13 protein-coding genes are annotated in these 18,958 nt (G+C 45.5%); 6 read left to right on the top strand and 7 right to left on the bottom strand.

Annotated elements, in window-relative coordinates:
* Positions 1 to 59 precede the first annotated feature (59 nt).
* The 4 genes from paaD to paaA form a co-directional block, all read right to left on the bottom strand.
* Positions 60 to 572, bottom strand: coding sequence for a 1,2-phenylacetyl-CoA epoxidase subunit PaaD (gene paaD, locus B151_RS0112670; RefSeq protein WP_020404019.1), 513 nt, complete (start codon positions 570 to 572; stop codon positions 60 to 62).
* 202 nt (positions 573 to 774) lie between these two features.
* Complete coding sequence (gene paaC, locus B151_RS0112665; RefSeq protein ID WP_020404018.1) at positions 775 to 1,560, bottom strand: 1,2-phenylacetyl-CoA epoxidase subunit PaaC; 786 nt, start codon at positions 1,558 to 1,560, stop codon at positions 775 to 777.
* A complete protein-coding gene (paaB, locus tag B151_RS0112660) occupies positions 1,557 to 1,859 on the bottom strand; it encodes a 1,2-phenylacetyl-CoA epoxidase subunit PaaB (RefSeq protein ID WP_020404017.1) in 303 nt (100 codons plus the stop codon). The genes paaC and paaB overlap by 4 nt, the downstream gene beginning before the upstream one ends.
* A 76-nt stretch (positions 1,860 to 1,935) precedes the next feature.
* Positions 1,936 to 2,880: a 1,2-phenylacetyl-CoA epoxidase subunit PaaA gene (gene paaA / locus B151_RS0112655; protein ID WP_020404016.1), complete on the bottom strand. Its 945-nt coding sequence runs from the start codon at positions 2,878 to 2,880 to the stop codon at positions 1,936 to 1,938.
* 326 nt (positions 2,881 to 3,206) lie between these two features.
* Here paaA and B151_RS0112650 point away from each other — a divergent pair, with 326 nt between their 5' ends.
* The 4 genes from B151_RS0112650 to B151_RS0112635 all read left to right on the top strand — a co-directional run bounded on the left by B151_RS0112650 (position 3,207) and on the right by B151_RS0112635 (position 8,276).
* On the top strand, positions 3,207 to 3,740 hold the full coding sequence (locus B151_RS0112650) for an REP-associated tyrosine transposase (protein ID WP_020404015.1): 534 nt from the start codon (positions 3,207 to 3,209) through the stop codon (positions 3,738 to 3,740).
* Positions 3,741 to 3,923: 183 nt separating this feature from the next.
* Positions 3,924 to 5,060 carry a 4-hydroxyphenylpyruvate dioxygenase gene (gene hppD, locus B151_RS0112645; protein WP_020404014.1) on the top strand — a complete coding sequence of 379 codons (1,137 nt, stop codon included), beginning with the start codon at positions 3,924 to 3,926 and terminating at the stop codon, positions 5,058 to 5,060.
* A gap of 78 nt (positions 5,061 to 5,138) precedes the next feature.
* Complete coding sequence (locus B151_RS0112640; RefSeq protein ID WP_020404013.1) at positions 5,139 to 6,293, top strand: homogentisate 1,2-dioxygenase; 1,155 nt, start codon at positions 5,139 to 5,141, stop codon at positions 6,291 to 6,293.
* A 195-nt stretch (positions 6,294 to 6,488) separates the two neighbouring features.
* Positions 6,489 to 8,276, top strand: coding sequence for a M61 family metallopeptidase (locus B151_RS0112635; RefSeq protein ID WP_020404012.1), 1,788 nt, complete (start codon positions 6,489 to 6,491; stop codon positions 8,274 to 8,276).
* Positions 8,277 to 8,392: 116 nt separating this feature from the next.
* Here B151_RS0112635 and nhaC read toward each other — a convergent pair whose 3' ends face one another.
* Positions 8,393 to 9,874: a Na+/H+ antiporter NhaC gene (gene nhaC, locus B151_RS0112630; RefSeq protein WP_020404011.1), complete on the bottom strand. Its 1,482-nt coding sequence runs from the start codon at positions 9,872 to 9,874 to the stop codon at positions 8,393 to 8,395.
* Positions 9,875 to 9,957: 83 nt separating this feature from the next.
* Positions 9,958 to 10,728, bottom strand: a complete 771-nt coding sequence (locus B151_RS0112625) for an NRDE family protein (protein WP_020404010.1) — start codon at positions 10,726 to 10,728, stop codon at positions 9,958 to 9,960.
* A gap of 83 nt (positions 10,729 to 10,811) precedes the next feature.
* On the opposite strand from B151_RS0112625, the gene B151_RS0112620 reads away from it, so the two are divergent.
* On the top strand, positions 10,812 to 13,418 hold the full coding sequence (locus B151_RS0112620) for a PP2C family protein-serine/threonine phosphatase (RefSeq protein ID WP_020404009.1): 2,607 nt from the start codon (positions 10,812 to 10,814) through the stop codon (positions 13,416 to 13,418).
* 50 nt (positions 13,419 to 13,468) lie between these two features.
* Positions 13,469 to 14,152, top strand: coding sequence for a metal-dependent transcriptional regulator (locus tag B151_RS0112615; protein WP_020404008.1), 684 nt, complete (start codon positions 13,469 to 13,471; stop codon positions 14,150 to 14,152).
* Between the two features lie 291 nt (positions 14,153 to 14,443).
* Here the strand turns inward: B151_RS0112615 and gltB are convergent, their stop codons facing one another.
* A complete protein-coding gene (gltB, locus tag B151_RS0112610; protein ID WP_020404007.1) occupies positions 14,444 to 18,877 on the bottom strand; it encodes a glutamate synthase large subunit in 4,434 nt (1,477 codons plus the stop codon).
* Between the last annotated feature and the right edge of the window lie 81 nt (positions 18,878 to 18,958).

Here is an 18,958-nt window from a genome sequence, read left to right as displayed (position 1 = left end):
TTATTTATATAAACCGCAGAGTTTGAAAAGGATCAATTAAAAATCTGTGAAATCCGTAATTAGATACACTTAAAATGCTCGAAAGGCTGCTCGCACTCATTACAATAATATTGTGATTTACAAGCCGTAGACCCAAACTGACTTACTAATTCAGTCTCAAAAGAATCACAGTAAGGGCAGGGAACAATTTTTGTATTAGACAGGCTCTTTAGAAAATCGTCGTCTTCATCTTCGGTTTTTTCCGGCGGGGCGATGCCATAGTCTTTGAGTTTTACCTTTGCTTCATCCGTCATCCAGTCGGTGGTCCAGGTTTCAGCGAAATCAAGCTTCACTGAAAAATCAGCAACTCCACGTTCTTTCAGCTTTTCGTTTACCAACTTTTCGATGGCATTCATAGCGGGACAGCCGGAATACGTTGGGGTGATCTTGACCAGCACTTTGCCATCTTCGTCCACTTCAACCTTACGCGCAATCCCCATCTCCACGATATTCAACACCGGTATTTCGGGATCGGTCACTTCCTTCAGAAAGTCCCAGATCTGTTCTTCGGTATGTAACTGGATGGTTGGCATTATTGTTTGGCTGAGAAATTAATTTTTAGCAAAGTAAGTCTCCCCTTGAGGGGAGTACGGCTTTAGCCGGGAGGGGTGTTGTAGCCAAGGGAATTTGAGTTTGATTCAAGCAATTTACTCCTTGGTGACAACACCCTCCGCCTCCCATTCGGTCGGCACCTCCCTCAAGAGAGGACTATTTTATAGTTTAAACTTTAAAAGTTTATTTCCACTCCGCATCAGGATAGGACCGACGCAAAAACTGCATCTGTGCCAGCATATGTCCCAGGTGCTCGGTATGAATTCCTTTTCGGCTGCCACTCATCATGAATTGATCCCAATCGGGAACGGTGAGTGTTGCTTCTGTTAACGTATCCTCAACCAATTTCTTCCATTCATCTTTGAATTCAGAGGAATCAACCCCCAGGCCTTCCTTGATCATCCACTCATCCACTTCATCCATATAAAAGAGTTCATCGGTATACATCCAAAGCTCATCGAAAGATTCCTGGATTCTGTTGTGACTTTCTTCCGTCCCATCACCTAAACGCAAAACCCACTCGCGGGAATGTCGAAGGTGATATTTGATCTCTTTCAGGTGCTTATTCACCATTCCGGTGAATTGCTCATCTTGAGCTTCTTTGAGTCGCTCGTATTGGAAATAACTGAACGCACTGAACAAAAATTGTCGAGCAATGGTAAATCCGAAATCACCTTTGGGGAGTTCACATAGCTGCAGGTTGGTAAACTCACGATCATCCCTGAAATAGGCGAAATGATCTTCATCATGCCCTTCATCTTCCACTTCTGCGGCATACTCATAAAGGGCGGTAGCATGTCCGATCAGATCCAGGGAAATATTGGCGATAGCGAGGTCTTCCTCTAGTTGAGGTCCGTGCCCGCACCATTCGGAATTTCGCTGGCCAAGGATCAATCGATCATCTGCTAAACGGAGTAAGTAGGTTAAAAAAGCTTCTTGTTTTGTTAGTTCTTTCGTTGCTGTACTCATGATCTTTTCTTAACGGCTCTTGGTACACTGTAAAATTGGGGATGTCGGTATGGCTTATCATTGGCCGGATCAAAAAACGGCCCCATATCTTCCGGTGTTGAAGCCGTGATGTGCTTTGATTCCACTACCCAGATGCTTACGCCTTCATTTCTTCGGGCGTAGGTATCACGGGCATTTTGAAGGGCCATTTCTTCATCGGCAGCATGAAGGCTGCCGGCGTGTTCGTGAGGCTTCCCGGATTTAGGTTGTGTGAAAACCTCCCAAAGAGGCCAGTTGTCTTTATTATTTGTATCTGACATTAAAATAATTGATTTAAAATGATCTGATAGTGAGACGTGAGCTCTGATAAACTGTTCACTGTAAACTGATAACTGTCTAAGATGCTTTCTCTTCTCGTAATTTCTTCTTGCGGGCATATTCAACAGCCGCTTCACGCACCCATTCGCCATTTTCATGGGCCGAACGACGTGCTTTCATACGATCTCGATTCATGATGCCGTTGCCTTTCACCACGTTCCAGAATTCATCCCAGGGAATCTCACCAAAATCCCAATGACCAGTTTCTTCGTTGTAGGTCAGATCGGGATCGGGAAGAGTGACGTCGATGGCTTCGGCTTCCATCACCATGCGATCTACAAAATGCTGTCGAAGTTCATCGTTGGTCTTCAATTTCACTTGCCACTTGATGAGCTCGGCGCTGTTGGGAGAATCCGAATCATGCGGACCAAACATCATCAGGCTTGGCCACCACCAGCGATTTACGGCATCTTGCGCCATCTTCTGCTGTTCAGGGGTTCCCGAAGCCATTTTGGCCAACATCTCATAGCCCTGCTTTTTGTGGAAACTTTCTTCCTTACAGATACGCACGTTTGCACGGGAATAGGGACCGTAGGAAGAACGCGCCAGCATGGTTTGATTCACGATGGCAGCACCATCTACCAACCAGCCAATGGCGCAGATATCGGCATAGGTCATGGTAGGATAGTTAAAGATGCTGGAATATTTGGCATTCCCATACAGATACTGATCAACCAATTCGCTTCGGTCAATACCAAGCGTCTCCGTTGCGCTGTATAAATAAAGTCCGTGCCCGGCTTCATCCTGCACTTTGGCTAACAGTACCAATTTTCTTTTCAGGGAAGGAGCTCTTTCGATCCAATTTCCTTCGGGTAGCATACCCACAATTTCAGAGTGGGCGTGCTGACTCATCATTCGAATGAGCTGCTGGCGGTACCGTTCCGGCATCCAGTCCTTCGGTTCAATCTTTTCGCCCGCATCAATGCGAGCTTGAAATTCGTCTAACTTTTCTTGGTTTTCCATAATGATGAATATACGGTTTTTTGGAAGCGCTTTTCAGTCTCTTTAACAGGAATTTAAAAAGAGTAGTTCGGGAATTGAAATATAATGTGATTTGAAGGTAGCATCCCAGATTTCCTGATTTATTCTCGTTTATTCTCGTTGCGAAGGTCCATCTTCGCAACGCAGTCGGGGAAGCTCCAGCTTCCCGTGAAATATAATGAGCCGCCCACCTCCTATACTGAACGACTGGAAGCCAGAGCTGCATAAGCAGGATGACCAGGGAGGAGGCTTTTTCAAAAAATATGTAAGGAATCCCATTCCCATCGCTCTTACTATAAAAAAAGACCATGGGAAGAAGCCGATACAAACAACACGAACCTTGGTATCCTTATTTGCTTACCAGCTGTTTTGTACATGGATTGCCACTATTTTCTAAAACGGAAATTGCGCGATATGTCATTGAAGCAATAAAGCATCATCAGTCCCAAAATGGACTCAAAATATATGCCTGGTGTATCATGGAAAATCACTTTCATTTGATTGCTGAGCACGAGGATTTAAAAACATGTCTGCAAAGCATTAAATCATATACGGCCAAACAGGTCTTGGATCTTCTGAAATCAAAGAATAATCAGGTTTATTTAAAGCAGCTGGCATTTTCACGGAAAAGAGGCAAGAAAGAGTCTGCCTATCAAGTGTGGCAGGAGGGATATCATCCCAAGCAAATTTCTACGGAGAAGATGTTGCATCAGAAGATCAAGTATGTGCACTTTAATCCGGTTAAACGGGGATATGTGGATAAACCGGAAGATTGGCGGTATTCATCAGCGAGGGATTATTTGGGAGGTAGTGGGTTCATAGATATTGATAGGATTATTTGAGGGGAAGCTGGAGCTTCCGGGACTGCTTTACGAAGCCGGAGCTTCGTAACGAGTACAAAGACTGAAAAGATCATTGGGGCGGATTTTCTAAAAAGCGATGAGCCTCAGATCTTTACCTTATGGAAGCGCTTTTTTATTTTGTATTTTCAAGTGTGAAGTAATTCAAAATAAACAAGTGTGGACATGGCTAATCAACAAGAAACCCTCGAACGACCCGTAGAAGAGAAATTTGATGATCATCTTGGACTTCAGGATGTGGATTATGTAGAACATTATGTGAACAACGCCAAGCAGGCGGCACATTTCTATATCACGGCTTTTGGGTTTGAACTGAAAGGATACTCCGGATTGGAAACCGGCATTCGGGATCGGACTTCTTATTATTTGGAGCAGGGCAATATTCGGTTTGTGCTTTCAGCTCCGCTAAACAGCAATTCTCCGATCGCGAAATTCATTCACAAACACGGAGATGGAATCAAGGACATTGCCATGCATGTGGAAGATGTGGACCGGGCGTTCAACGAGTCGGTGAAGCGAGGTGCGGAACCGGTGCTGGAACCCCACGACCTGAAAGATGAAGATGGAGTCATTCGCAAAGCAGCCATTAAAACCTATGGCGATGTGATCCATTCCTTCATCGATCGCTCCAGTTATGATGGCTTGTTTATGCCTGGATTCAAAGCCAAAGAAAGCCTGATCAAAACAGAAGATGTCGGTCTACAGTTTGTGGATCACTGTGTGGGCAATGTGGAGCTTGGCCGCATGAACGACTGGGTGGATTTCTATCGCGATGTACTCGGCTTCACCCAATACATCAGCTTTGACGACAAAGACATTTCCACCGAATATTCCGCGTTGATGAGCCGCGTGATGGCCGGCGGACGTGGCATGATCAAGTTCCCGATCAACGAACCGGCGGAAGGAAAGAAAAAATCCCAGATCGAAGAATACCTCGATTTCTTTGAAGGTCCGGGCGTGCAGCACGTGGCAATGCTTACGGGCGATATCATTGATACAGTAACCAAATTGCGCGACCGTGGGGTGGAATTTCTCTCGGTTCCAACCACCTATTATGAAGAACTGGAAGAACGCGTTGGCAAGATCGACGAGCCCATCGACAAGCTGGCGGAATTGGGAATTTTAGTAGATCGGGATGATGAAGGCTATCTGCTGCAGATCTTTACGAAGCCGGTTGTAGATCGACCGACCTTGTTTTATGAGATCATCCAGCGCAAAGGCGCCCGTGGATTTGGGAAAGGAAATTTCAAAGCCCTTTTCGAAGCCATTGAACGCGAACAAGAGCTGAGAGGCAATTTGTAATTATAAATTAGAGATTATGAATTTTGAATTGTGTAAGCCTATTCAAAATTTCTAATCCAAAATTCAAAATTTCCAGTCATGTACTACCACGCATTAGGGAAGATTCCCCATAAACGTCATACCGTTTTTAGAAGAGAGGACGGTGAATTATATACCGAAGAGTTATTCGGAGCCGAGGGATTTCACGGGAATAGCTCACTGTTGTATCACCACCACATGCCTACGCGGGTCAAGAAGATCGAGGAAGGTGCTGAAGTGATCATCAAGAAAGCCGATGAGAAAACGTTGCGCCATCGCTTGATCAAAACCAGAGATGTTCCGGCAGGTGGAGATCCAATCACCGGCCGAAAGGTGCTGATGTTCAATAATGATATCCAAATCGGCGTAGCGCGGCCCACCGACAGCATGAATTATTTCTATCGAAACGGAGAGCATGACGAACTGCTGTTCATTCATGAAGGTGAGGGGCATATTCAGTCGGTTTTTGGCCGACTCGATTTTGGGTGGGGCGATTATATTTTCCTTCCGCGCGGCACGACCTATCAAATGAACTTTGAGTCAGACGAGGCGCGGTTTTTATTTGCTGATTCAACCGGTCCCATTGAGTTTCCTAAACGATATCTTTCTGAAATGGGACAGTTCATGGAGAACTCCCCATTTTGTGAGCGGGATTTTCGTCTGCCCTCCGAGCAGCTTTTTCATCCCGAAGAAGGGGAGTTTGAAGTGCGCATCAAGAAAGGCGGTCGATTCCATCATTACACATTCGATCATCATCCGTGCGATGTAGTGGGTTGGGACGGATATTTGTATCCCTGGATCTTCAACATTCGGGATTTCGAGCCGATCACCGGACGCATCCATCAGCCACCACCGGTACATCAAACTTTCCGGGGCACCAATTATGTGGTATGCAGTTTCTGTCCACGTAAATTCGATTATCATCCTGAATCCATTCCGGCGCCTTACAACCATTCCAACGTGGATTCCGATGAGATGATCTATTATGTGGAAGGAGATTTCATGAGCCGAAAAGGCATTGGCTATGCGGATATCACGCTGCATCCCGGAGGCATTCCACACGGACCTCAGCCCGGAAAAGCCGAAGCCAGTATCGGCGCTGAAGAAACCGACGAGTATGCGGTGATGATCGATACGTTCCATCCGATGTATGTAACCGAAGAAGCCATGCGGCTGGACGATCCGAGCTATCCGTACTCCTGGATTGAAGAATAGGTGCAAGAAGTTAGGTGCAAGATGCAAGTTTGTCCTGGTGAGGATCGCTCTGCGAGGTTACCAATTTCTTTACAATGCAAAGCAAGGTACAAGTTTTTCGTTTGTGAAAACTTGTACCTTGTACCTAAAACCTTGAACCTTATCCCATTCCTCTCCATATTCACGTCCCAATAATTGTAATCTCAAAATTCCGTCATGAGAAAAATTCTATTTACGCTCGCTCTATCACTTCTCACTTTATCACTCCAAGCCCAAACCACCACCAAATACGAGATTTCCTTCGAAAACGCTGTTCATCATGAAGCAGAAATATCGGTGACGTACACTAATCTGGATAACAAAGTGCTGGAAGTTCGAATGAGCCGGACCTCTCCCGGAAGATATGCGCTGCACGAGTTTGCCAAGAATGTGTACGGAGTGAAGGCAACTGACAGTGAAGGAAATGAGCTGGAAGTAACGCGGCCCAATCCGCATCAATGGAACATCAGCGGTCATGATGGAACCGTGAAATTTGAGTACACATTGTTTGCCAATCGGGGAGACGGAACGTATTCACAAGTCGATGAAACGCATGCCCATCTCAACATGCCGGCTACCTTTGCCTGGGCACGGGACTACGGTCACCGGCCCATCGAAATAACTTTTGACGTTCGTAACGACCTGGATTGGAAAGTGGCGACTCAGCTTAAGCCATTGAAGGGAAACACGTATTATGCACCCGATCTTTACTACTTCCTTGACAGTCCGGTTGAGATCGCAAATTTCCATGAGCGTTCTGAAAGGGTAGGCGATCAAACCATTAAGCTGGCCCTTCACACGCCGGCAACTGAGTCTGAAGTGGACGAGTATTTTGGAAAAGTGATGGCGATCGTAAACGAGCAAGTTGACGTTTTTGGCGGACTTCCTGAATTGGATTACGGTGAGTACGTCTTTTTGAGTTGCTACATGCCAAATGCCAGTGGAGATGGAATGGAGCATCGGAATTCAACGATCGTGACGAACTCGAAACCTCTGGATGAACCGCTTGGTGAAACGAGCATTGGCACGATCTCCCACGAATTTGTTCACACCTGGAATGTAGAACGCATCCGTCCGGCCAGCCTGGAACCGTTTAATTTTGAAGAAGCCAACATGAGTGGCGAACTCTGGTTTGCTGAAGGCTTTACGAGTTATTTTGATGATCTGATCCTTCAGCGAGCGGGGATTCTTTCTGAAGAGGAATACATTCGTGGACTTGCAGGCGGACTCAACTATGTATTCAATCATCCCGGCCGACAGTTTTTCAATCCCGTTGAAATGAGTTATCAGGCCCCTTTTGTGGATGCCGCTCGTTCCGTAGATCCGGTAAATCGCGAAAACACCTTCATTTCGTATTACAGTTATGGAAGTGTACTAGGGGTGGCGCTGGATCTGTCGCTGCGAAACCTGGAAGGCAACAAAAATATCGATGACTTCATGAAGCTCATGTGGAAGAAATTTGGAGAACCTGAAGTCCCGTATACAAACAGAGATATTGAAGCCGCTTTGGCTGAATATGCCGGTCAAGAATTCGCAACCAACTTTTTCGATAAGTACATCTTTGACAGCCAAATGCCGGATTATAAATCCTTATTTGCGAGTGTTGGGGTGAATTTTGGAAAGGCGAATCCGGGTGAAGCAAGTTTAGGGACAAATATTCGTATCGAAAATGGAGTGGGGGAACTTCGATCCAATGCCATCAAAGGTTCTCCGGTTTATGATGCCGGGATTGAATCAACGGATGAGATTCTTTCGATTGCCGGAACACGTTTGAGTTCAGTGAATGATGTGGATGAGATTCTGAAAAAGTATGCTCCCGGTGATGAGGTTGAAATCACCTTCTTAAGATGGGGAGAGCAAAAATCTGCAATGGTGATCTTATCTGAAGATGCTTCATTCAAAACTGCAATAAATGAAAATGCCAGCCGGTCTCAGCAAAATAAAAGAGCAGCTTGGTTGAAATAATACAAGTATTTCTATTCCAATAAGTTGGTGACGACGCAGAGTAGTCGTCACCGGTTAAAACTTTACCACTTTACCAAGCTGATAGCTGAAGCCTGAAAGTTACTATCAGCTGATACTTACGGATTATCAAAGTCATCTTCATTCATCGGCTCACCGCCGGCTTCTGCCAAACTTCTGATCTTAATACCGGCATAGGCATAAAAGATAGACATGAATGGGCTGATCAGGTTAAAGAATGCGAAGGGGAAGTAAGCAAAGGTTGAAACTCCCAAAACACTGGAATGGTAAGCGCCACAGGTATTCCATGGAATCAAAACAGAAGTGACGGTTCCGGAGTCTTCAAGAGTACGGCTCAGGTTTTCAGGAGCCAGGTCTTTTTCTTTAAAAGTGTCGGTGTACATACGGCCCGGCACTACAATGGCTAAATATTGATCCGATGCAGTGACGTTAAAGAATACACAAGTACCTACCGTAGATGCGATCAGCGATCCGGTTGAGTTGACCATGGATATAACGGCTTCAGCAATACGCTTAAGCATGCCGCTGGCTTCCATCACGCCGCCAAAGATCATAGCTGACATGATCAGCCACACGGTTCCTAACATTCCATACATCCCGCTGGAGCTAAGTAAGTCATCTACGATGGCATTTCCGGTAGTGATGCTGATATCACCATAGAAAGCCATCATTACACCCACATAGGTAGATTCCCAGGAGGCATCTTCATAGCCGGATACAGAGTGAATGACATCGGGCTGGAAAATAATGGCAAACAACCCTCCTAACAGAGCGCCGGCCAAAATGGAAGGAATGGCCGGTATCTTTTTAACGATCAGAAAGACCACCAAGGCCGGTACAATAAAAAGCCATCCATTGATATTGAATACACCATCTATGGCATTCAGAATTTCATGGGTATCTACCGGTTGGGCGTTTCCTCCGAACATAAAACCAAGGATCAAAAACAAGATGAGGGAGATAGTGATCGACGGAACAGTGGTATATGCCATATAGCGAATATGCGTGAAAAGATCAGTTCCCGCCATGGCTGGGGCAAGGTTGGTGGTGTCAGACAAAGGAGACATTTTATCCCCAAAATAGGCACCGGAAATAATGGCCCCTGCTACCATTCCCGGATTCAGGCCAAGTGCGGTTCCTATTCCAACAAGTGCAATACCCACGGTTGCCGCTGTAGTCCAGGAAGACCCGGTTGCTACAGACACAACGGCACATACCACACAGGCAGCGAAGAGAAATATGGTGGGGTTAAGAACCATCAATCCATAATAGATCATTGCCGGAACAATGCCGCTAAGAAGCCAGGTACCGGCCAAAGACCCGATCAACAACAAAATAATAATGGAAGACATTGCCGAGCTGATACTTTTTACGATACCGTTTCGAATCTCTTTCCATTTAAAACCCAACTTCAGCGCCACCAGGCTGGCTACCCCTGCTGAGAGCATAAGGATAATTTGGTTGGAACCGTCGAGGGAAGCATCCCCAAAAATGCGCACGTTGATAAAAAGTGCAATGATCAAAAATATAATTGGGATGAAGGCCTGTAGAAGCGTGGGTTTGGTATTTTTATACGTCATAAATGGGGTTTAAATGAAATAAGAGGCGATTAAGGTAACGATAAAATAATTGGACGCCTATTTAATGAAATATTAGATAAAAGTTAAGGGGAGAATGCAAAATGTTGTTCGCCATTGATCTCCTTTGTTCCGGGAATATAACGACGTTCTGTAAAGTCAACATTTCCATGTTTATCGATGAGTAACAAGGAAGAACAACGGGAACCATATCCTTCCGTCCTGATGAAAATGGAGGAAACCGCTTTTTCCATTTCCGGAGATAAACCGGTTTCAGGAAGATTCTCTTCCGGGGCTTTTTCTTCATTTAGCAGGAGTTCGAACAAAGCCTCCTTGCTTAGGTTTTCATTTTTGATCAATGAGGCCAGCTGTTGGTTGGCTTTTGTGAGTTTGTCCCACGGGGTATCGAGTGAAGCATTACTTAAACCATGTATCCCCGGTTCAATTCTATGGATCTTCTTCTCCTGATTGTGTAAATGGTAAAGCCCTTGGCGGTCTCCAAGCAACAAGTTGAAACCATTGTAATGTCCCGCCTTGGGTTTTATGTGCCTTAAATATGTTTCTCCTTTTTTGCCGGAAGCCAGATAATCTAATACAAGCTCCCCGCGTGATGGTGGGTTAACTTTTTGGATACTAAAATCTCTGTAATTTGTGAGAGCTCCCCATCGACCATCTTTATGAACACCAAGCCAGGTTCCTCCGGCTTCCAGGTCTTTTCCGGCTAAAATATCCGGGTGGCCTTCTTCCGTCCAGAATTGAGCCTTTCGGGTAGGTCGTGCGTAGAATTCATCCCGGTTTCCGGCCAAGATCAGCTCATAATCAGGGTGAACTTTATAGGCAAAGGTGATAAGACACATAAAATGCTATCTTTCAATTTCGATGTTTCCAATAATCTAAGCATATTCACGAAACCTAACGGATATTTTTCGTAGTACCATTCATGCAACAGAGAAAACAACTCTTTAGGGAATTATTGATCATACTGCTCGGGGTCATCGGACTTGGGTGGTTCTTTTATTCATTTAATGCTGATCATCCCTTTTCCGGTCAGCAAACCAGTCTGAATGAAAATGAAGTTGTTCAGAAAGCGGATTCAGTATTGCAAAGCTGGCAATTCAACTCTGTTGATTTTTATGCCGGAGCCGAGTTGCAGGCTGAACATGCCTATATCGATACGCTACAAAAAAAATGGGGAAAAAGAGATTTCAAAGAGCGGGTAGCAGAATCAGATTTTCTTTCGCAGATCCCGTTGCTAAGCTGGGAAGTCAGGCAAACCAATAGGGTCAATTCGCAAGAAAATCCATCCGTTACGATGGCGTTCGGCGGAAATGGAAAAGTAGTGGGGTACTCGGCAAATGCTGAATTCTTAAATCAGCAGCGTCCCGCCAATCGGTTTGCAGTGCGTTCTGTGTTTAGGGATCAAGTGGAGGAATACACCCGGGGATTGGAGGACTCTCTCATTGCAGGGCTCACAGATTATCAGCATTTGACAGGATCCGCAAGTGCGAGTCGCGAACAAAGTATTTTAGATCGGTTACGGGTATTGCGTGGCGAAGATGAGGCACGATATTACAGCATGGATAACATTCGGAATCTGGCTCGTTTTTATCTGAACCGTACGCTTTGGGGAACTTTCGATTTTTCTCAGGATTCCATTGAGATCATGGACGAAGGAGGCATTCGGTTTGCCAGAACCTATTGGAGTTATGAGGATGCCTCAACGAACAGTTCCGTTAAACTTAATTTGGATGTATTGCCGGCCGGTTCGGTCAAATCTATTGCTTATACCCTTGAACCTCAGGTAACGGTCCGGAATGCTGATTTCCAGGATATATTGGAAAGTATATCCTTGCTGATCATCGTGCTTTTTTCCTTATGGCTGCTGTTTGTATTCTACCTTCGGATCAAAGCCCGGGCCCTCGATACCCGTCCGGCTATGATCATTGCTGTGATCGCCGGTTTTATGGCGCCCGCCTTTTGGGTGCTGCAATTTGCCAACGATTTTGGTTTCGCATTCTCAAATATTGGAACCAATCAGCTCATTAACGGTGCCATGCTGGTGGCTGTTTTAGGAGCGGTGAGTGCGGTTGGCTTCTTTGTATTAACGGCTGTCAGCGATTCCATTACCCGACAGTACTGGCCGGAAAAGTTAAAAACATGGGACTTGGTCCGGCGCGGATTATTCATGAACAAACCGATGGGCTGGGGAATCATCCAGGCCGTGAGTATTGGAGGTATTTTGGCCGGAACCCTGGGCATTTTTCTGTATTTCTCTTCAAACGGCTACATCTCAGCTGATACCGGCTTCATTTCAAACCAATTTCTCTTTCCTTCCATCGGTAACCTGATGGTGAGTTCACTCATAGTACTGCTTATTATGGTACCGATTTTCCTGATCGCGGGAAATCAAATTAAGGGCTTGTCGGGCAAAGAGTGGGTCATTCCGATACTTTCCGCGGTAATTTTTGGATTGATGGACGTGATCCCTTTTGAGCTTCAACCCGCAGGTTTAGACCATACCACAAGAGCCGTTATCGGGTTAGTGCTGGGATATTTTTATTTGCGATATGATATTCTTCCGGTGGTATTCGGATTCTTCATTTTTGTGAATTTACTGTCAACATCCAAAGGCTGGGTGCTGGAAGGGTCTCCCGATGCTAACGCTTTTTGGCTGTTTGGGATCATGCTGGTTACTTTTGTCGCTTTTGGGATCTACTTCATCTTTAAAGGAAGTGATCGCAATGAATTACCGGAATATGTGCCTGCTTACATTGAAGAACAGGCTAAAGAGCAACGCCTTAAGCAAGAACTTTCGATTGCCCGAATTGTACAGCAAACGTTCTTACCCTCCCGGATTCATCACCTGCCCGGAATTGATATAGCAGGGGTTTGTATTCCTGCCCAGGAAACCGGGGGCGATTATTACGATATGATCCCGCTTGGAGATCAGCGCACCGCTATTGCTATTGGGGATGTAAGTGGTAAAGGGATAAAGGCGTCTTTTTATATGACCTTTACCAAGGGTGTACTTCATAGTTTGAGTGCGTTAATAATGTCTCCGGTTGAGCTTTTGAATCAATTGAATCGATTGTTCAACGAAAATGCTACACGCGGAACATTCATTTCTATGATCTATGGAATTCTGGAGGCGGATAAACGGCAGTTTACCTTTGCCAGAGCCGGACATAATCCCATGCTTGTTTTGAGGTCCAATGGTGATTCCGAGTGGCTGAAACCGGACGGACTTGGAATTGGCGTAGCAAAGGGGGATATGTTCCTGAAAACCACCAAGGAGTCTACCCTGAAATTGAAAGAGGGTGATGTGGTTATTCTTTACACTGACGGCATAACCGAGATGCTGAGTCCGGGTAACCAATTTTATGGGGAGGAACGCCTGGAGCGCCTGGTACGAGGAGTACGAAAGGCATCCTCTGAAAAAATTCTGGAGATCATTGTGGATGATGTGAAAGAATTCAAAGGCGTGGCCAAACAGCACGACGATATGACGTTGGTGATTATAAAAGCAGATGCCTCAGTAAATCAGTAATTTTTGTATTTTACCTAACTTTATACTAATTCTGACCCAAAATACCAGCTTTGAAAGAATCCATTAAAAATAAAATGGGGCTGAGCCAGTCCATTGAAGACTACCTGAAAGTAATCTACGTGCTTCAAACGGAAGGAGAGAAAGCAACCACCACTAATATCGCCAATGCGCTGGAAGTCTCATCAGCTTCGGTGACCAATATGCTGAAGAAGCTGGCAAAGATGAATTTGCTGGATCATGAATCGTATAAAGGTGCCAAGCTTACAGCATCCGGGAAGAAGATCGCATTGGAGATATTACGCCATCACCGTTTGCTTGAATTGTACCTGAAGGAAGTGATGGGCTATTCCTGGGATGAAGTTCACGACGAAGCCGAGAAGCTTGAACATCACATCTCAGAGCAGTTTGAAGACCGAATTGCGGAACTCCTGAATCACCCCACACACGATCCCCATGGCGACCCAATCCCTTCTAAAGACGGCGTAATGCCGGAAATGGCTCAACTGTCTATTGCGGAAGCTGATTTCAATACACCCTATATCATTGGCCGGGTCAAAGATCAGGATCCGGAACTGCTGCGGTATTTGGAAAAGATCGGAGTACTGCCGGGTGTCAAGATCAAAGTACTTGAAAAAGCACCCTTTAATGGCCCGGTTACGGTTACCCTTGAAGAAGAACAACAGCAAACGATCGGACATGCCGTTGCTACCGAAGTGTATTTAGTGGAAGCTTAAGCTGTTGAACATCCAACATCGAACAAGGAACATCGAACCTTGAGGTTATCTGATATCTTAAGTCTTGAGCGAGTCCAAGTATTTAAAAAAGAAATTCAAATTCTTCCGAGCGGTGACTTAAGATTTTTAGCATCCTCAAGTCTGAAGACTTGAATTAGCTACTATTTTCCAGTCTCCGCTTCGCTCAAGACTGAAAAGATCTAAATCAGCAAAATAAAAAACCCCATACACGATTTGTGTATGGGGAAAGCTACTGCTAAAAAGAATCAATGAGTGAGTGAGATCAAGATTCTAATTATTCTCCACAGAAGCTTTTTCAGTTTGAGTTTCCTTGTCAATCATAGAAACCGGAATGTATTTCTTGAATTGTGATTTCACATTCTCCCAATCCGACAAAATATAATCGGCTTTGGTTGAACCGGTTTCTTTTTGATAATCCTGAATAATAGTTTTCAGCTTTTGCTCATCTTTTTCGGAAAGGGTTACCGCATCAATGTACTCGCGATTTACCTTACTGCCGGGATCTTCAAAGAGGAACAATTCTCCTCCCGTCATTCCCGCGCCGATGTTGTTCGAGGTTCCACCCAGAATCACCACAGTTCCGTTGGTCATGTATTCGCAGGCATGCAATCCGGTTCCTTCCACAACAGCCGTGCAACCACTGTTGCGGACAGCAAATCGGTCGCCGGCCTGGCCGTATACATAAAACCGCCCCCCGGTGGCACCGTATAAAGCACAATTTCCGATAAGGGCATTCTCGCTCGGTTCATACCTTGCTTCTTTTGGTGGAACAATCACGGTTTTCCCACCCGACATGGATTTACAGACCGAATCATTGGCTTCACCAATTAGTCGTACATCTACATTTCCGGTTTGGAATACGCCAAAACTCTGACCGGCACTTCCATTGAAAGTGAGGGAAATGGTTTTGCTGTATGGGTTCTTGAATTCTTTGCCTTCCTTGATTTCCTTCAGCCGCTGCTTGCTCATTTTGCGAGACATTTCACCAAATAAAGTAGCCAGCGCAGAACGATCGGTATTGTAGATCTCATATTCCTTGCTGATATCTTCATTGTTGTCGATGGCTTCGGAAAGATCATCCACAATTTGTCGGTTCAGCGGACTGATAGGATCTGAAAGTCCGGACAGATTTTCTTCTTTTTTGTATGAAGGAGCATTCAGGAAATAGCTTAAATCGAAGTTTTTCTCTTTGATAAGCTCTTCCCGGTCAGGATGCATTTGCAGATACTGGGTCTGCCCAAAAACTTCATCCAAAGAAGAAGCTCCAATTTTGGCCAGTTCGCGACGCACATCCTGGGCAAGATACTTCAGCGTATCCACCACATGATCTTTGTGGCCTTTGTACTTGGCCTTGAATTTCGGATCGTGCGTAGCAATTCCGGTTGGACACGTATTCTTCTCACAAATTCGAGCCATAATGCAGCCTTCCGCGATCAGCAACAATTTCCCGAAATCGAATTCTTCAGCTCCTAAAATAGAAGCGAGTACAATGTCTTTTCCGGACGAAAGTCCGCCATCAGTTCTGAGGATCACATGATCCCGAAGGTCATTTTCTACCAGGGATTGATGCACTTCAGGAAGTCCGATTTCCCAAGGTAATCCGGCGTGTTTCATGGAACTCAACGAAGCCGCTCCGGTTCCTCCTTCTCCACCGGAAACCTGGATGACATCCGCTCCGGCTTTGGCTACACCCACCGCAATGGTTCCGATATTCACACCAGAAACCAGTTTCACACTCACTTTTCCTTCGGGGTGAAGTTGCTTGAGATCGTGAATAAGTTGCTTCAGATCCTCGATGCTGTAAATGTCGTGGAGTGGAGGAGGAGAGATCAGGTCGAAGCCGGGATTGGCAAATCGGGCGCGGGCGATGTCCTCCGTTACTTTGATTCCCATCAGCTGACCTCCTTCACCTGGCTTGGCACCCTGACAAACTTTGATCTGAATTTCGTCTCCGGCAACCAGGTACTCTCCGGTGACGCCAAAACGCCCAGAGGCAATTTGTTTAACGGAAGCTGAAATTCCCTCCGTAAAATAATAGGGATTTTCGCCGCCTTCGCCACTGTTGCAGCGCCCGCCGATCTCTTTCATGGCTTTGAAGATATCGCGCTGAGATTCAGCACTGATGGCTCCAAATGACATGGCTCCAGAACCAAATTTTTGAAGAATATGATCAATGGATTTCACCTCTTCCAGATCCAGAGGCTCTTCGGCTTTCTTTGTATCCAGCAAATGGCGCAATGCTACCGGTTCATCCTCATGACCGGCTTTTAGATATTCATCGAACAGCTGCATGTCGGTGAGATCGAGCTTTTTATCGCGCACCAATTCGTGGATGGCTTTAGATCGCGAGCTCGTCATCGAATGCTTTTCACCCATTTTCCCACGGGCGTGTTCTTTGTATTGATAGGTCTTCAGCGGCTTCATCTCGCTGAGGTCTTCATCCCGCAAATGTTGCGTTCGCTCAAGAACCTGCTCGCCAATTTGATCGAGCGTGATCCCTCCAATAGGACTTTGGATTCCGGGGAAGAAATCGCGAATCACTTGTTTATCAAGTCCTACTGCGGAAAATAATTTTGCACTTTGATAGCTGCGAACCACAGAAATTCCGCACTTCGCCATGATCTTTAGCAATCCTTGTTCCAACGCATGCAAATAATTGCGCTCTTTGGTATCCGCATCCAGCTTTTTGAGTGCGCGGTTGTCATCATTTCGGGCAACATCAAGTGCCATGTAAGGACAAACAGCATACGCCCCAAATCCAATAATGGCCGCTGCGTGATGCGTGTTCTTCACTTCACCGGAATCAATCACAACGGAAGCATTGAGCCGCAACCCCTGTTCATTCAGATTATTTACAACCGAACGTAGCGCAAGCAACGAAGGAATGGCCGGATATTCGTAAGAAGCATCCCGATCACTTAAAATAATAATGGAATGTCCTTTTTGAGCCGCTTCTATAGCTTGATCGGCCAGTTCCTTCAGTTTGGCTTTGAAGCCGACAACACCATGCGTACGTTTGAAAGTCATGGAAAGCCGAACCGGCACAATTTGTTCTTCCGAAAGATCTCCGCCCACAATAGAATGCAGGTAATCCATCTGTGACAAACTCAGAAAAGGACTTTTCAGCAAGAAAGCCGGAGCCGGTGGGATGAGTTCTTTAGGTTCAAAAATGTTCGGTTTTTTCCCGAGGTGCGTTCTAAGATCGGTAACCACCTGCTCGCGGATATAGTCCAGCGGAGGATTGGTGACCTGGGAAAAATTCTGATAAAAATAATCGAAAAATGATCTTGGTTCAGTGGATAGAACGGCAAGTCGGGCCGTATCACCCATAGACCCAACCGGTTCTTTGCCATCTGTAGCCATCGGGTAGATCACTTTGCTTAATTCTTCATCGGTGTAGCTGAATAGCGGGAGTTTTTCGAGATACGATTTTTTTGGATCGCCAACTTCTTCAGGAATGGGGGTGAGGCGGGCATCGAATTTGGCATCTTCATTTTCTTTGGAATGACTTGGGTCTCGGAAATGAACATCTCCGGTATCGAGGTCAAGTGTAACTCCACGACCGGCAAATAACGTTCCTTTGGCTTCAATCCTTGATTCATCTACTTCAAAGGTTCCTGCTTCTGAAGAAAGATAGAAATGATCTTCCGTTCGAGCCCATCTTGCCGGGCGGAATCCATTTCGGTCGAGTCGGGCACCGATGGTATATCCATTTGCGTACGATATGAATGCCGGGCCATCCCAGGGCTCCATAGCACGGCTCCAAAACGTATAAAATTCATTATCTACACTGGCAGGTGGAACCATCAGGGCAAGAATGTCTTCCACATTGGGAACACCGCTTCGGTAACGCATGGCTTCTACCATTTCATTGAAGCTGCCAGAGTCGCTGATACCTTTGCGTGTGAGCAATTCATACTTCTCAGCACCAATCATTTTTTCCCGAGATTTTGCCCAGGATCGGTTTCCGGCAATCGTATTGATCTCACCATTATGTCCGATCAGTCTGAATGGTTGTACCTTATCCCACGAGGTTCGGGTGTTGGTACTGAATCTTCGGTGGAATAAAGTGAATCGGGTTTTATACTCCGGATTTTGAAGATCGGGATAGAGATCTTGTAACGATTCGGCTTTACAAAGTCCCTTATACACGATGGTCTGGGCCGACAGAGAAGTAAAGAATAAATTTCCCACTAATTCAGTGGAATACAATTTCTGCATAGTCAGCTGTTTTGCCTTATATAAAAGCGTATCGAAAGCTAGATTGGTTCTGCTTTTTGCAGGCCTTTCTATTACGACGTGCTTGATGTCAGGCAGTGTGGCAAGAGCTTCTTTCCCAAGAACTTTTTTGTTGATGGGAACATCCCGGTATTCCAAAATTGGAAGCCCCATGAATTCAAAGGTGTTCTCAAATAACTGTAAACTTTTCCGTTGTTTTACCGGATCGTTGGTCACAAATAAAGTGGCAATGGCAACGGTATCCTGTTCATAGCCAAACATGTTGAACGGAATATCTGTCATAATGCCGGCTCCGTCTCCGGTTACTCCATCTGCTCCGCACGCTCCGCGATGCTCTACGCACTTCAGCGCGTGAAGTCCGTTTAACAGATGTTCATTTGCATAGACTCCTTTTCGGCTGGCGATAAAGCCTACCCCACAGGCAGAACTTTCTTCACCGGTATAACTTAAATTATTTCGGTTCATTGTATTTTATACTTCGATGGTTAGGCGAGATGAGTACCATCAAAAAGCACAAAAAATCTTTCTTTGTCAAACGCTCAAAAA

Origin of the sequence: Gracilimonas tropica DSM 19535 (assembly GCF_000375425.1) — a bacterium.
Lineage (GTDB): Bacteria > Bacteroidota > Rhodothermia > Balneolales > Balneolaceae > Gracilimonas > Gracilimonas tropica.
The sequence above is the reverse complement of the archived record's forward strand: the minus strand, read 5'-3'. Positions and strand labels throughout refer to the sequence as shown.